General features: G+C 65.7%; 11 protein-coding genes and 2 pseudogenes. 8 read left to right on the top strand and 5 right to left on the bottom strand.

What is annotated here, in order from left to right:
- A partial coding sequence (locus VL973_RS00425) for a TonB-dependent receptor (protein WP_325282063.1) occupies nt 1-2,518 on the bottom strand: 2,518 nt, incomplete at its 3' end.
- Nucleotides 2,519-2,747: 229 nt separating this feature from the next.
- Here VL973_RS00425 and VL973_RS00420 point away from each other — a divergent pair.
- The 3 genes from VL973_RS00420 to VL973_RS00410 are packed head-to-tail and all read left to right on the top strand — an operon-like array spanning nt 2,748 to nt 6,889.
- A complete protein-coding gene (locus VL973_RS00420) occupies nt 2,748-4,544 on the top strand; it encodes an IlvD/Edd family dehydratase (protein WP_325282062.1) in 1,797 nt (598 codons plus the stop codon).
- Between the two features lie 25 nt (nt 4,545-4,569).
- On the top strand, nt 4,570-5,706 hold the full coding sequence (locus VL973_RS00415) for an aldose epimerase family protein (protein ID WP_325282061.1): 1,137 nt from the start codon (nt 4,570-4,572) through the stop codon (nt 5,704-5,706).
- Nucleotides 5,707-5,734: 28 nt separating this feature from the next.
- Nucleotides 5,735-6,889, top strand: coding sequence for a cellulase family glycosylhydrolase (locus VL973_RS00410; RefSeq protein WP_325282060.1), 1,155 nt, complete (start codon nt 5,735-5,737; stop codon nt 6,887-6,889).
- Nucleotides 6,890-6,935: 46 nt separating this feature from the next.
- On the opposite strand, the gene VL973_RS00405 is transcribed toward VL973_RS00410, so the two are convergent.
- From VL973_RS00405 to VL973_RS00395, 3 genes are read right to left on the bottom strand one after another with little or no spacing between them, the layout of a single operon-like run.
- The gene (locus VL973_RS00405; protein WP_325282059.1) at nt 6,936-7,922 is read right to left on the bottom strand and encodes a glycoside hydrolase family 43 protein; all 987 of its coding nucleotides are present in this window, start codon (nt 7,920-7,922) and stop codon (nt 6,936-6,938) included.
- A complete protein-coding gene (locus VL973_RS00400; protein ID WP_325282058.1) occupies nt 7,919-8,542 on the bottom strand; it encodes a 2-dehydro-3-deoxy-6-phosphogalactonate aldolase in 624 nt (207 codons plus the stop codon). The genes VL973_RS00405 and VL973_RS00400 overlap by 4 nt, the downstream gene beginning before the upstream one ends.
- Entirely contained in the window at nt 8,539-9,399 is an 861-nt protein-coding gene (locus tag VL973_RS00395) for a 2-dehydro-3-deoxygalactonokinase (protein ID WP_325282057.1), read from the bottom strand. Before VL973_RS00395 ends, VL973_RS00400 begins: the two co-directional genes overlap by 4 nt.
- Before the next feature lie 165 nt (nt 9,400-9,564).
- Between VL973_RS00395 and VL973_RS00390 the strand changes: the two genes are divergently transcribed.
- From VL973_RS00390 to VL973_RS00370, 5 genes and pseudogenes are all read left to right on the top strand, one after another.
- On the top strand, nt 9,565-10,302 hold the full coding sequence (locus VL973_RS00390) for a FadR/GntR family transcriptional regulator (RefSeq protein WP_325282056.1): 738 nt from the start codon (nt 9,565-9,567) through the stop codon (nt 10,300-10,302).
- Complete coding sequence (locus VL973_RS00385; protein WP_325282055.1) at nt 10,302-11,225, top strand: Gfo/Idh/MocA family protein; 924 nt, start codon at nt 10,302-10,304, stop codon at nt 11,223-11,225. The genes VL973_RS00390 and VL973_RS00385 overlap by 1 nt, the downstream gene beginning before the upstream one ends.
- Nucleotides 11,226-11,280: 55 nt before the next feature.
- Entirely contained in the window at nt 11,281-12,591 is a 1,311-nt protein-coding gene (locus tag VL973_RS00380) for a sugar MFS transporter (RefSeq protein ID WP_325282054.1), read from the top strand.
- Nucleotides 12,591-13,679, top strand: coding sequence for an arabinan endo-1,5-alpha-L-arabinosidase (locus tag VL973_RS00375; protein WP_325282053.1), 1,089 nt, complete (start codon nt 12,591-12,593; stop codon nt 13,677-13,679). Before VL973_RS00380 ends, VL973_RS00375 begins: the two co-directional genes overlap by 1 nt.
- A pseudogene (locus VL973_RS00370) lies at nt 13,676-14,707 on the top strand (glycoside hydrolase family 43 protein); the annotation flags it as partial. The gene VL973_RS00375 and the pseudogene VL973_RS00370, both read left to right, overlap by 4 nt.
- 34 nt (nt 14,708-14,741) lie before the next feature.
- On the opposite strand, the pseudogene VL973_RS00365 reads toward VL973_RS00370, so the two are convergent.
- Nucleotides 14,742-15,010: pseudogene (locus VL973_RS00365) on the bottom strand (ABC transporter ATP-binding protein); the annotation flags it as partial.

The raw sequence follows: 15,010 nt of genomic DNA, 5'->3' as shown, positions 1-15,010 counted from the left end.
GGTAGGTATAGACCACGCGACCCGAAATGCCTTTCCGATCATAGAGCAGGCCCGCGTTGAAATTGTATTTCGACACACCCTGCAACGAATAGCCTGCCAGCGGGTCGTCGCCGCCGATTTCGCTGTCGGCATAGGTGAAGTTACCGAACGCACCGAAACCGGCAAGGTCGCCTGGCAGGAAGTCGAAGAACATCTGCCCGCTGACTTCAACGCCCTTCAGTGTCGCCTCGCCGACGTTGCGCGGCCGCGAGATGTTGTATTCGACGCCGCCGATCGTCTCGACCTGCACATCGTTGACGACGCGGTTCTGGATGTCGCGGTAATAGCCGCCGATCGCGAAATAACCCGACCGCCAGTAATATTCGAGCGTGGCGTCGAAGCTGTCCGACATCTGCGGCAACAGGTCCGGGTTCCCGCCCGACCCGCCATTGCGGATATTGGGGTTGGTCGACACGATATAATTAAGGCCGGGGTTGAGCGAACCGAAGCCGGGGCGCGCCAGCGTCTTTGAATAAGTCGCGCGGGCCTGGAGGCCACCGCCGAATTGTATGCGCGCGCTGGCGTTGGGCAGCCAGTCCTCGTCAGTGGTGTCGGCGGTGGTCGTGACCGCGTCGCCATCGACAATGCCCGTTCCAGTGATCGTCCGATCGGTCCGGCTGTAGCGGACGCCGACCTTGCCGTCGATCGTCATCGCGCCGATCGGGATCTCATACCCGCCCTGCAGATAGGCGGCATAGGTTTTTTCGCCTGCTTCGAACCGGCGAGTGGGGTCGAAGGGCGGCTGGCCCGATGGCGCGCCGAAAAATGCGCGCAACTGTTCCTGGCCGTTTTGCGACAACAGATATTCGCGGCTGGGCACCAGGAAGGGGGCGCCGTTGTTGATCTGCGGAATGCCGGGGGCATAAATGAAGAAGTCGTCGGGCACACCGGCCGCCGTCACGGGCGGGACGCCCGACCCTCCCGGAACCGGCGAGCCAAGCTGCACCTGCTGGAACAGCGCGCCGCGATCGGCGACGCGCGCGCCGAATTCGATCGTCTTGAGGAACGTGTCGGTCTCGTAAACGCCGTCGCCCTTGATCGCCAACAGGTCGCCGCTGGCGCGCAGATAGTCCTGGTTCAGGCCGTTGACGAAGGTGTAGCCGTCGGCAAACGCCATCGGGTTGCCGGGCACGGTGATCGCGGCGGCGTTGTCGGGATTGTCGAAATCGACGGTGGCGGACGCCACGCGCTTGCCGGTGTCGACAATGAAGGTTTCGTTGTTGACGATCGATTCCTGATACGACCCATCAATCGTCAGCTTCAGGCGATCGCCCTCATATTTCATGCCCAGCGCGCCCAGGAAGCTGTCGGTCCTGTGATCGCGCGCCTGCATACTGGTGAAGGAATTGATGTTGTTAAACGTGCCCCCGACCATGTTGCATATTTCGCGCTGCTCGAACTCGCCGTTCTCGATCTGACCCGGATTGGGGTTGAAACCGTCCGGGCTGACACGCGCGGTGAAGCAGTTGTCGTCGGTAACGACATTCGACACGCTGTCCGCATTGAACAGCTGATATTCGTAGAAGGCGGTCGCGTCGGTGCCGCGATAGGCCGAATACAGCCCGTCGGCATAGAATTCGATTTCCGGCGTCGCCTGCCACTGGAGCGAGCCGTTCACCTGGGGCCGCGAATAGCTGCCATATTGATTGAGACCGCCGGTCGAGATCGGGACGGCGACGTTCGGGTTGCCCAGCGCATCGCCCGCGCGCCGTTCGGCGACATAATTGGTCGGGCGGTTATAGCGGATGCGATACCATGACACGTTCAGCAGCGCGCCGATCTCACCGATGCCGGTGTCCCAGCGGTCGGTCACGAGGGCGCTGATCTGTGGCCCGACATCCTCGATGTTCGACGCATAATTCAGCTTGCCGCTGATCGCGATCGTCGGGTCCTTGTAATTGAATGCCTTGTTGAGCTGGAGGTCGATCGCACCGGCGACGCCGCCCTCGATCAGATTGGCGGTGTTCGACTTGAACACGTCAACCCGTGCCAGGGCTTCGGCGGGCAGGTCCTGAAATGCGAAGCCGCGGCCTTCGGCGGTGAAGATCTCGCGCCCGTCGAGCGTGGTCAGGATGTCGCCCAGGCCGCGGATCAGGGGATTGACGATCTCGTTGTTGCCGCCGACCGTCACCTGCACGCCCGGCACGCGCTGAAGCGCGGCGGCGGTGGTCGGGTCGGGGAACTTGCCGATATCCTGCGCGACGATCGAATCGACGACCTGCGCGGCATCGCGCTTGATGTCGGCGGCGCGTGACAGGCTGGCACGGATGCCGGTGACGACGATGTCTTCGCCCGGCTGGGTGTCGGGCTGGGCGGGAACGGGGGCCGATTGCGTCATGTCGCTGGCGGACGGTGGGGTCTCCGGCGCCTGGGCCGGACTGGCGCCCTGCTGGTCCATGGTCTGGCCCATGGCCGGGGACATGCCCGCGACGAGCAGCAGCGCCGTCGTCGCGTGCAGAGCGATAGGCAAACGCCTCATGTCATCCTCCCTAAAAATCCGCCAGGCAAACAAAAACAATGCCTTGGCTCCAGCGCGCTCATCGGCGGCGATTGCGGGCCTCTTAATCGCCACCGTCGCCGACGACAAGTATCATTTGTATTACTTTTGGCTTGTCGGGTGGGCGGCGAGCCTTATAACGCTGAAAACAGGTCATCGAGGAGAGGCAGATGAACACACGCTTTCGTGAACCCGGAGCGGGAAACGCGCTGTGAGCGGTGGCGAATGGCGGGGTCTGCGGTCGCGCGCCTGGTTCGACAATCGCGACAATCCCGACATGACGGCGCTGTATCTGGAGCGTTATCTGAACTTCGGGCTGAGCCTTGAAGAGCTTCAATCGGGGCGTCCCATCATCGGCATCGCCCAGTCGGGCAGCGACCTTGTGCCCTGTAACCGCCACCATCTGGTGCTGGCCGACCGGGTGCGCGACGGCATTCGCGAGGCGGGGGGCATCCCCATCGAGTTTCCAACCCATCCGATGCAGGAAACGGGCAAGCGCCCGACCGCAGGGCTGGACCGCAACCTTGGCTATATGTCGCTGGTCGAGCTGCTTTACGGCTATCCGATCGACGGCGTGGTGCTGACCATCGGTTGCGACAAGACGACGCCCGCTGCGCTGATGGCGGCGGCGACGGTCAACATCCCGGCGATCGCGCTGTCGGTCGGGCCGATGCTGAACGGCTGGTTCAAGGGCGAGCGCACCGGATCGGGCACCATCGTGTGGAAGGCGCGCCAGATGCTGGCCGCGGGCGAGATCGATTATACCGGCTTTATCAAGCTGGTCGCGTCTTCGGCCCCCTCGACCGGCTATTGCAACACCATGGGGACCGCGACGACGATGAACTCGCTGACCGAGGCGCTGGGCATGTCGCTGCCCGGCTCGGCGGCGATTCCCGCGCCCTATCGAGACCGACAGGAAAACGCCTATCGCACCGGGCTTCAGATTGTCGAGATGGTGGCGGCGGATCGCAAGCCGTCGGATATCCTGACGCGCGAAGCGTTCCTGAACGCCATCCGCGTCAATTCGGCGATCGGCGGTTCGACCAATGCGCCGATCCACCTGAACGCGATCGCGCGGCATATCGGGGTCGAGCTGGAACTGGCCGATTGGGAAGCACATGGCGCCGACATTCCGCTGATCGTCAACCTGCAACCCGCGGGCGAATATCTGGGCGAGGATTATTACCGCGCGGGCGGTGTGCCCGCCGTCATGGGCGAACTGCACCGCGCGGGGCTGCTCCACGGCGAAGCGCTGACCGCCAATGGCAGCACCGTCGCCGATAATGTCGCGGACGCGCAGATCGAGAATTTGGACGTCATCCGTCCGCTGTCCGACCCGATCATGCATCATGCGGGCCTGACGGTGCTGCGCGGTAACCTGTTTGACGGGGCGGTGATGAAGCTGTCGGTTATCTCCGACGCGTTTCGCGAACGCTATCTCAGCGACCCGGCCCGGCCCAATGTGTTCGAGGGCAATGTCGTGGTGTTCGACGGGCCGGAGGATTATCACCACCGTATCGATGACCCCGAACTCGGCATCGACGAGAACAGTATTCTCGTCATTCGCGGGGCCGGGCCGGTCGGCTATCCCGGTGGGGCGGAAGTGGTGAACATGCGCCCGCCCGCCGCGCTGATCCGCGCGGGCGTCGCGGCGTTGCCGTGCATCGGCGATGGCCGCCAGTCGGGCACCAGCGGCAGCCCGTCGATCCTGAATGCCGCGCCCGAAGCGGCGGTGGGCGGCGGGCTGGCGCTGCTTCGCACGGGCGACCGTGTGCGGATCGACCTCGACGCGCGCACCGCCGACATGCTGGTCGATGCGGCCGAGATCGAGCGCCGCCGCGCCGCGCTGGTCGAGGTGCAGGCGAGTGTGACGCCCGAATCACAGACGCCGTGGCAGGAAATCCAGCGCGCGCTGGTCGGCCAGTTCGACAAGGGTGCCGTGCTGGAGCCTGCGGTAAAGTATCAGCGGATCGCCCAGACACGCGGCCTGCCGCGCGACAGCCACTGACAGGAACAGGATTGAGGGAGCGGACATGAAACGCACGTTGTTCACGGCGACCGTGCTGGCAGCGATTGCTGCCGGGCAACCCGCGCTGGCGGGGGAGGCGAAGCGATCGACTTTCGGCGCGATGCCCGACGGACGCCCGGTCGCGGCGGTCACGCTGTCGAACGGCAAGGGCGTGTCGGCCACCATCATCGCGCTGGGCGCGTCGATCCAGGCCGTCACCATGCCCGACCGCGATGGCAAGGTCGAGGATGTGCAGATCGGCTATGACAAGATCGACGGTTATCTCACCAAGCCGGAGTTTTTCGGCGCGACGGTCGGCCGGGTGGCGAACCGCATCGCCAAGGGTCGTTTCACGCTCGATGGGAAAAGCTATTCCACCCCCGTCAACAACGGCCCCAACTCGCTGCATGGCGGCACCAAGGGCTTTGACAAGGTGTTGTGGGAAGTCACCGATGTGCAGAGTGGCCCGACCGCTTCGGTGACGATGCGTTATGTCAGCCCCGATGGCGACATGGGGTATCCCGGCACGCTGACCACCTATGCCACCTATTCGCTGAACGATGCCAACCATCTGACGATCGAATATCGCGCGACGACCGACAAGCCGACGGTCGTGAATCTGTCGAACCATGCCTATTGGAACATGGCCGGCGTCGGATCGCCGCGCGGGGCGATGGGGCATGTCGTGACCATTCCGGCCGACCGCTTCACGCCGACTGACGCGACCTCGATCCCGACCGGCGGGCACAAGTCCGTAGCGGGCACCGTGTTCGATTTCCGCCAGCCGCGTGCCGTGGGCGACCGGGTGCGCGATGCCGGCGACCCGCAGATCGAATATGGTCGCGGTTATGACCATAATTGGGTGATCGGCGACCGGGTGACGCCCGACCAGCATCTGATGGCGCGCGTGGTGGAGCCGGTATCGGGGCGCGGATTCGAACTCTGGTCGAACCAGCCGGGCCTGCAATTCTACTCGGGCAATTTCTTCGACGGCACGATCAAGGGAAAGAAGGACCAGATCCTGCGGATGGGCGACGCGATCGTCATGGAGCCTCAGCTTTTCCCCGATGCGCCCAATCAGCGCGATTTTCCGTCGGTGCGGCTGGCGCCCGGCCAGACCTATCGCAACGTCATGACATACCGGCTGTTCGTTGAGCGTTGAGCACCCGAAACAATACAGGGAGAGGAAGATGAAAAAGATTATCGCGGGGCTGCTCGCCTCGATCACGCTGTTTGCCGCACCGGCGCAGGCGCGCGACCGCTGGACCGAGGCGGAGGCAAAAACATGGTATGACCGTCAGCCTTGGCTGGTCGGCGCCAATTACGCGCCCGCCAGCGCCATCAACCAGCTTGAGATGTGGCAGGCCGACACCTGGAACCCGACCGAGATCGACCGCGAGTTCGCAATGGCCGAGCGGATCGGCATGAACACCATGCGCGTATTCCTGCACGACCAGCTCTGGGCGCAGGATGCGGAGGGGTTCAAGCGCCGCATCGACGAATTTCTGACCATCGCGGCGCGGCACAAGATCAAGCCGCTGTTCGTGCTGTTCGACAGTTGCTGGGATCCCAATCCGCAACTGGGACCACAGCATCCGCCGATCCCCGGCGTCCATAATTCAGGCTGGGTGCAGGGACCGGGCATGGCGGGCCTGCGCGACAAGAGCCGCTATCCCGGCTACAAAGCCTATGTTCAGGGCGTGATCCGCGCCTTCGCCAAGGACGACCGGGTGCTCGGCTGGGACCTGTGGAACGAACCGGACAACGGCGCCACCCAGTATAAGGGGCAGGACGGCAAGGAGCCGCTGGTTCGCGCGCTGCTGGCGCAGGTTTTCGACTGGGCGCGCGATGCCGATCCGACACAGCCGATCACGTCGGGCGTCTGGCTGGGTGACGACTGGACGCCGGGCGGCAAAAGCTCGCCCATGGAAAAGCTCCAGCTTGCCCAGTCCGATGTCATCACCTTCCATGATTATAACTGGCCCGAGACGTTCGAGGGCCGCATCCGCCAGTTGCTGCCCTATAACCGGCCGATCCTGTGCACCGAATATATGGCGCGCGGGAATGGTTCGACGTTCGACGGATCGCTGCCGATCGCGAAGCGCTATAACGTCGCGATGATGAACTGGGGCTTTGTCGACGGAAAGACGCAGACGCGCTTCCCGTGGGACAGCTGGCAGAAGCCCTATGTCATGGCCGAGCCGACCATCTGGTTCCACGAGGTGTTCCGCGCCGACGGCACCCCCTATCGCCAGGCCGAGGTCGATTTGATCCGTCGCCTGACGGCCGCGCCCAAGGGCGTGGTCCCGCCGACGCCGACGATGGCGGCGGCGCAGACGAACTGATCGCGACCGGCCCGCCGCCCTTGATAGGCGGCGGGCCGTTTGGTTGTCAGGGGGCCGGTGCGCGGCCCGTCGCAGGCACCGGGAAGACCGGCATTCCGTCCTTCGACCAGGTGACTTCCTGAATATGCGGCGCGCGGCGCGGGCTGCATCCCAGCTTGGGCGCATTATTGGCGTGATAGATCACCCAGCTTCGCCCGCCGGAGGTGAAAAAGCCGTTATGTCCCGGCGCCCACACGCTGGTCGCGGGTGATTTGGCGAGCACCGGCCGGGGTGCCTTGTGCCAGCTTGCCGGCTTCATCGGATCGCTGCCCGGCGCGGCGCTGAGCAGCCCCAGCGCATAATCATCGGACCAGCACGCGCTGCCCGAATAGGCGATGTGCAGCCCGCCATCCGGCCCGCGCAGAAATGCCGGTCCTTCCAGGATCTGGCGACCGCCTTGACGCTCCCAGGCCTGATCGGGCCGCGCGATGATCGCCTCCTTACCCACCAGCGTCCACGGATTTTCCATCCGCGCGATGGCGATCACGCTGTCGGGACCGACATAGGGGGAATAGGCGAAGTAGCGCGTGTTCCCGACCGTAAAGGTGGTGCCGTCGATGCCGGGGCGTTGCGTCGCGATGCGGCCCCGGTCAACCCATTCGCCCTTCAGCGGATCGGCGGCGCGATTCTCCAGCACCCAGATACCGCGATGCGCGTCGTCATCGGCGGCCTTGTCGCTGGCCGTGTAATAAATGAACCAGCGCCCTTCGATGCGGTGCAGTTCGGGCGCCCAGATCGATGCGCTGTTCGGGCCGCTGGCGGGCGCGCGCCACACCACCTGTTCAGGCGCATCGGCCAGCCGGGCAAGGTCGCGCGTGGCGCGGATCGCCAGCCGGTTTCCGCGCGTCGACATGTAATAGAATATGCCGTCTTCCTCCACGACCCATGGATCGGGACCGGAGGGCAGGACCGGATTCACCAGCGTGCGCTGATCGTCAGCCGCGATCAGCGGCGCCGCGCAGCAGGCGAGGGCGACGGCCAGCGCGCGCCTCATGGTGCGCGCCATGCGGTGACAAAGGCGCGGGCGGCCTTGCCGACGTCATTCGCGCTGGCGCCGCGACTGTAGAGCGCGGAGCCAAGGCCGAAGCCATCGGCCCCCGCCGCGCGCCACGGTCCCATCGTGTCGGGGGAAATGCCGCCGACCGCCAGCACCGGCACATCGCGTGGCAATACCGCGCGCTGTGCCTTTATGACGGCGGGGCTGGCGGCCTCTGCCGGGAATAGCTTTAGTGCGCTGGCCCCGGCCCGTAGCGCGGCAAACGCCTCCGACGCGGTGAAATAGCCGGGCAGGGATGCCATGCCGCGCGCCGCGGTTTCGCCGATCACGCGCACATCGGTGTTGGGCGACACGATCATGCGTCCCCCGGCATCGGCAACGCGGCCGACATCTTCGGGGGTGAGCACCGTGCCCGCGCCGATCATCGCCCGGTCGCCATGCGCGCGCGCCAGCGCCTCGATGCTGGCGAACGGATCGGGCGAGTTCAGCGGCACTTCGATCAGGGTGAAGCCCGCCTCGACCAGCGCGTCGCCGACCGCGACGACTTCATGCGGTTCGACCCCGCGCAGGATCGCCACCAGGGGCAGCGCGGCAAAGGCGGTTGCGAAGTCGGTCATGGTTGTAACTCCCGAATACGGATGATCCCCGCGAGGAACGCGGCGTGGCTGTCGACCGGCACGGCGACAGCGCCGACGGTCTCGATCGCGGCGGTATAAAGCGCGCCCAGCGCCGGATCGGCGAGCAGATGAACGGTGTCGCCCGCGCGCACCTGTGCCCGGCAATCAGCACCGATCAACAGCCCGCTGACATAGGCCGCGGCATCGGCGTCGTCGCGCAGCGCCAGCACGCTCGCGGCGCGTACGCCGAACAAGGCGGCGGTCAGGTCGCCTTCGCCGCTGCGCGCCACGCCGTCGCGAAAGGCCCCGCCGTCGGCGACGTCGCCCTGCATCGCCGCGCCGATCAGGGCATGATCGCGCAGCAGCGCGAACAACTCGCCTGTCATCGCGGTGGCGAAGCGCGCCAGCACGCCGCCCTCGATCCGCGCCCATTTGCAATGGGTGCCGGGCTGGCACATCATCGCATTGGCGGGCGCCAGGCCGCCGGCCACGGCGCCCAGCAACTGCACTTCCTCGCCACGCATCACATCGCCGCGCGTACCCGAAACCGAACAGACGCCCGGCACGATCCACGCATCGTCGCCCGCCGGTGTCAGCCGCGCAGCCAGCGCCGCCAGCGTCGCCGGGCAAGGAACATAGCCGGCATCGACCCAGCCGCGATTCGAACCGACCATCCCCGCCATCAGCATCGGCAGGTCGCCAAGGCGCGCGCGGACCTGTTCCGCGGCGTCGGCAAAACGCCCCGCCACGGCCAGAACGCCGGTCGCATCGCGCATGACATCGACGGGATCGCCGTCCTCGATTCGCCATGCGCGGCGATTGGTCGTGCCCCAATCGACGGCGATAAAGGCGCTCATTGCCTGCTGCCGGGACAGGGTTGCGACGCTGGCACCATTTGCGGACTCTCCTGATTCCGATCTCAAGGATGAGGCTGGTTTTTTATATTATCAATCGCTCTTGTCGAGGGGGTGGCGATCTGCAACAAACTGCCGGCATAAATTGATGGCATATGGGGTGGGACGATGGCCGATGATCCGCTGGTGCGGGGTGAGCTGGGCCGGAACCTGACGTTCGGGCTGCTCGAAGTCCTTGGCCGGGCCATCGTGACCGGCGAATATCGTGACAAGCCCTTTCCGAACGAAGCCGATATCGTCAAGCAGCACGGCGTCAGCCGTTCGGTAACGCGTGAAGCGGTCAAGATGCTCGCGGCAAAGGGGCTGCTGGGCGCACGCCCCAAGCAGGGCACGTTCCTGCGCCCCGAAGAGGCATGGAACCTGTTCGATACCGACGTGCTGCGCTGGTTGCTCGATCGGCGCTCCAGCCTGACGCTGTTGCGGCGGTTCAGCGAATTGCGGATCGCCGTCGAACCCGCCGCCGCCGCGCTGGCCGCCAGAAGCGCCACGGTGGAGCAACAGGCCGCGATCACGGCGGGGCTGGACCGTATGCGCCTGGCCGAACTGGGGCATGACGATACACTGGAAGCCGACATCGCCTTTCACGTCGCGGTGCTGCGCGCGTCGAACAACCCGTTCTTCTCGCAATTCCGTGATGTCGTGTCGACTGCGTTGCGAACCTCGATCAGGTTCACCAACCGGCTCGCGGGCCGCTCGGCCAACATCGGCGACCATGCCGCCGTGCATGACGCCATCGTTACGCGCGATGGCGCGGCTGCACATGCCGCGATGGAAAATCTGATTGAAAAGGTGCTCGAACTGATCGTTAGGTCGGTCGAGCGTGAAGGGCTGGCGGAGGGCCATTGATGAGCCGGGGTATTGCGATCATCGGCATGGGCAAGATCGCGCGCGATCAACATCTGCCCGCAATTGCCGCCAGTGGCGACTTTCATCTGGCCGGTGTCGTATCGGGCCATGCCAGCGATCTGGATGTTCCCACCGAACGCACGCTGGCCGAGCTGGTCGCCCGCGTTCCCGATCTGGCGGCGGTGTCGATCTGCACCCCCCCGATGGCGCGAACGCCGCTGATCGAGCAGGCGCTGGCCCTGGGGCTGGACGTGATGGTCGAAAAGCCGCCTGCCGCGACGCTGAGCGAAGCCGAACGCTTTGCGCCGATGGCGCGCACGGCGGGACGCAGCCTGTTCCTGACCTGGCATTCGCGTGAGGCAAACGCCGTCGCGCCGCTTGCCGATTGGCTGGATGGCCGATCGATCCGCTCGCTTCGGATCGACTGGAAAGAGGATGTGCGCGTCTGGCATCCGGGTCAGGAATGGATCTGGCAGCCCGGCATCGGCGTGTTCGATCCTGGTGTGAACGCGCTGTCGATCCTGACGCGGCTGCTGCCCGATGTTACTATGCATGAAGCACTGCTCCGCTATCCGTCCGATCGCGCCGCGCCGATTGCGGCGGACCTGATGCTGGCGAGCGCGCGCGTGCCGCGCATCGACGCGGCCTTTTCCTTCGACCAGCGCGGGCCGCAAACCTGGTCGATCGCGATCGAAACCGATGACGGCGACGCCCTGCTGCGCGATGGCGGCGCACGGCTGTCGATCGGCGGGGTGGACGTGGCGGTGCGCGATATCGGCGAATATCCTGGCTTGTATCGGCGCTTTGCGGGCATGGTCGGGCGGGGCATGATCGAGGCGGATCTTGCGCCGTTCCGGCTGGTGGCCGATGCGTTCATGCTGGGACGGCATGAACGGGTCGGCCCGTTCCGGTGGAACGACTGAACAATCGTTGAAAATACCGCCCGCATCGACGGGATCGGATCAAGGAGGATCACCAATGGCCCTGCCGAGCCAAGTCACGCCAACCCCAAATCCCGGCTCCGGCGCCGGCAGTTATGTGCCTGCGCTGACGCTGCTTGCCAGCCTGTTTTTCATGTGGGGTTTCATCACGGTCATCAACAACACGCTGCTGCCGCATCTGCGGAGCGTGTTCGACCTGAACTACACCCAGACGACGCTGATCGAAAGCGTGTGGTTCATCGCCTATTTCTTTGCCTCGATCCCGTCGGCCAAGCTGATCGAGCGGGTGGGGTATCAGAAATCGCTGGTGATCGGTCTGCTCGTCATGGCGGCAGGGGCGGCGGGAATGACGCTGGCGGCCAGCCTGCCGTCCTACGGCGTGACGCTGGTGATGCTGTTCGTGATCGCCAGCGGCATCACGCTGCTTCAGGTTGCGGCCAACCCCTATGTCGCGGTGATCGGCCCAGCCGAGACGTCTTCGTCCAGGCTCAACCTGGTGCAGGCGATGAACTCGGCGGGCACGATGCTGGCGCCCCTGTTCGGCGCCTATCTGATCCTCGGCCGCTCCAAGGGCGGCACGGCGGAGGCTGGCACCGTGCTCACCCAGGCCGAACGGCTGGCCGACGCGCAGTCGGTCATCCTGCCCTATGTCATCGTCGCGGTGGTGCTGGTGGTGCTGGCGGTCATCATCGCGCGCTTTCCGCTGCCCGCGATGGGCACCGCGACCAGCCGCGTCGCGCGTGAGGAGCGCAAGAAGCATTCGCTGTGGAAGCACCGCAATCTGGTGTTCGGCATCCCGGCGATCTTCATCTATCTGATCGCGGAGATCGGTGTCGCCAACCTGTTCGTCAATTTCGTCAGCCAGCCCGACATCGCCAACCTGACCAACGAACAGGCAGGGCGTTACCTGACCTTTCTGTGGGGCGGAATGATGGTCGGGCGGTTCGCCGGTTCGGCGATCATGCAGCGCATCCCGGCCGAGACGGTGCTGGCGGCATTTTCGATCGGGGCGTTCATCGTCATGCTGGTGACAGTGTTCACCACCGGGCCGGTGGCGATGTGGGCGCTGATCCTGGTTGGGCTGTTCCATTCGATCATGTTCCCGACGATCTTCACGCTGGGCATCCGGGGCCTGGGTCCGTTGACCGAGGAAGGGTCGGGGCTGCTCATCATGGCGATTGCCGGGGGTGCGTTGGTGGTGGTGCAGGGCTGGCTGGCCGATGCTTATGGCCTGCAATGGTCGTTCCTGCTGACCGCCGCGTGCGAGCTTTACATTCTGTTCTACGCGCTGTGGGGCGCCAAGCCCACGCACGCGCTCGCCGATCCGGTGGTGGATCCGCAGGCCTGATGCCCAGCGCGGCCAGTTTGCAGCGGTTGGCCGCGCTGCTCGCGGTCGGGGCCCTGGCGGGCGCGGTGGTGGCGCGGGGGCAGGATATGCCTGCCACCCCGTTGCCTGCCAGTCCGCTGCCTGCCAGTCCGCTGCCTGGCGGTGACGTGACGCCCGTGCATGACCCGGTGCTGATCCGCGCGGGCGAGGCGTGGCACGTCTTTTCGACCGGTCTGGGACCTGGACCGCATGGCATCCTGTCCGCGCGCCGGTCGCGCGACATGGTGACGTGGGAAAAAGGCGCGGCGCCCTTTTCGCGCATTCCCGACTGGGCGGCAAAGGCGATTCCCGGCGCCACGAATCTGTGGGCGCCTGACATCAGCTTCGTGAACGGGCGCTACCGGCTCTATTACTCGGTCTCGACCTTCGGCTCGAACCGTTCGGCGATCGGGCTTGCCACGGCGGCCACGCTGGACCCCGACGCGCCCGGCTATGGCTGGCGTGACGAGGGATTGGTGGTGCAATCGCGGCCCGGCGACGACTTCAACGCCATCGACCCCGCCTTTCTGGCCAACGGACAGGGGCGTCACTGGCTGGCGCTCGGCAGTTTCTGGAGCGGGTTGAAGCTGTTCCGGCTCGACCCGGCGACGGGCAAGCCGCTCGATCCTGCGGCGAAGCCGATCGCACTGGCGTCGCGGCCGGTGCCCGCCGGTGCGCCGTCGATCGTCGAGGCGCCGTTCCTGTTCGCGCGCGACGGTTGGTATTGGCTGATCGCGTCCTATGACTATTGCTGCAAGGGCACGGCCAGCACCTATTACACGGTGATCGGGCGGTCGCGCACTGTCGAGGGACCGTATCGCGGCAAGGACGGCAGTTCGATGCTGGCGGGCGGCGGCACGATCCTGTTACGCGCGGACCTTCAGGAGAAGGAGCGGTTTCGCGGCCCCGGTCATGCCGGCCATTTCCGCGACGCCGACGGCACCGACTGGATCGTCTATCACGCTTATGACCGCGCGGCGAAGGGCGCCCCCCGGCTGCGGATCGCGCGGCTGAACTGGGGCACGGATGGCTGGCCGGTGGCCGAGCCGCTTTCAGGAGAGATCGGATGACCGTGACCGCGAACCGCCGCCATTTCCTTGCGGGGGCGCTCGCCATCGGCGCGACGCCGGTCGTTGGTGCTGGCCGGCGCGCGCGCGGCATCGCCAATCCGCTGGTCCGGCAGCGTGCCGACGCGCAGATTTTCCGCCACGATGACGGCCAATATTACATGACCGCCTCCGTCCCCGAATATGACCGGCTGGTGCTGCGCCGCGCGCCGACTATCGCGGGGCTGGCGACCGCGCCGGAACAGGTCTTGTGGCGGCATCAGGAAAAGGGGCCGCTGTCGGGCTTTATCTGGGCGCCCGAACTGCACCGTATCGACGGCCGCTGGATCATCTATTTCGCCGCCGGGCCGAGCGGCGGGGGCGAGGATGTGTTCCGTATCCGCACCTGGGCGCTGGCGACGACCGATGCCGACCCGATCCGTGCCCGCTGGTCCATTCTGGGCCAGTTGCAGACGCCGTGGGACAGCTTCAACCTCGATTCGACCAGCTTCGTCCATCGCGGCACCCGCTATCTGGCATGGGCGCAGCGCGAGCCGGGGATCGATACCAACAGCAACCTGTATCTGGCGCCGCTGGCCGATCCGCTGACGCTGGCCGCCAAGCCCGCGCGGCTGGCCGTGCCGACGCTGCCCTGGGAAATACGCGGGTTCAAGGTGAACGAGGCACCCGCATTGCTGGCGCGCAACGGACAGTTGTTCATGACCTATTCGGCCAGCGCCACCGATGCGCGCTATTGCCTGGGCCTGCTCAGCGCGCGGGACGATGCCGACATCATGGACCCGGCGGCGTGGACCAAATCGCCCGAACCGGTCTTTGCCAGCGCGCCGCAGAACCGTATCTATGGGCCGGGCCACAACAGCTTCACCGTCGATGAAGCGGGCCGCGACGTGCTCGTCTATCACGCGCGCGATTATGAAGCGATCGAGGGCGATCCCCTGTTCGACCCCAATCGCCACACCCGCGCGCAACATTTCCGTTACCGCGCCGACGGCACTCCCGATTTCGGCGTGCCGATGGCCAACGGGCCGATTACCTGACCCGGCGGGTCAGGCTTTCGATCCGGAATCAGGCCGCCAGTTGCTCCATCGCGTCGCTCGCCTCCAGCCATGCGGCTTCGGCAGCCGCGATGGCATGGTCTAGTTCGGCCCGCGCCTTCATCAGTTCCCCCACTGACATTGCCGACAGCGGGCCTTTTGCCTTAGCGGGATCGGCCAGCGCCGCATCAATGCCGTCGCGCCGTTCGGTCAGGCGGGCGACCTCCGCCTCGGCTTCGCGCGCGGTGCGGCGCAGTGTCTTTTCGCGTTCGCGCGTGTCGGCGTTGGAGCGGCCATTGC

This window comes from Sphingomonas sp. (genome assembly GCF_035490575.1).
Taxonomy (GTDB): Bacteria; Pseudomonadota; Alphaproteobacteria; order Sphingomonadales; family Sphingomonadaceae; genus Sphingomonas.
Note: the sequence above shows the minus strand (reverse complement) of the source record. Positions and strands in the feature narration are given on the sequence as shown.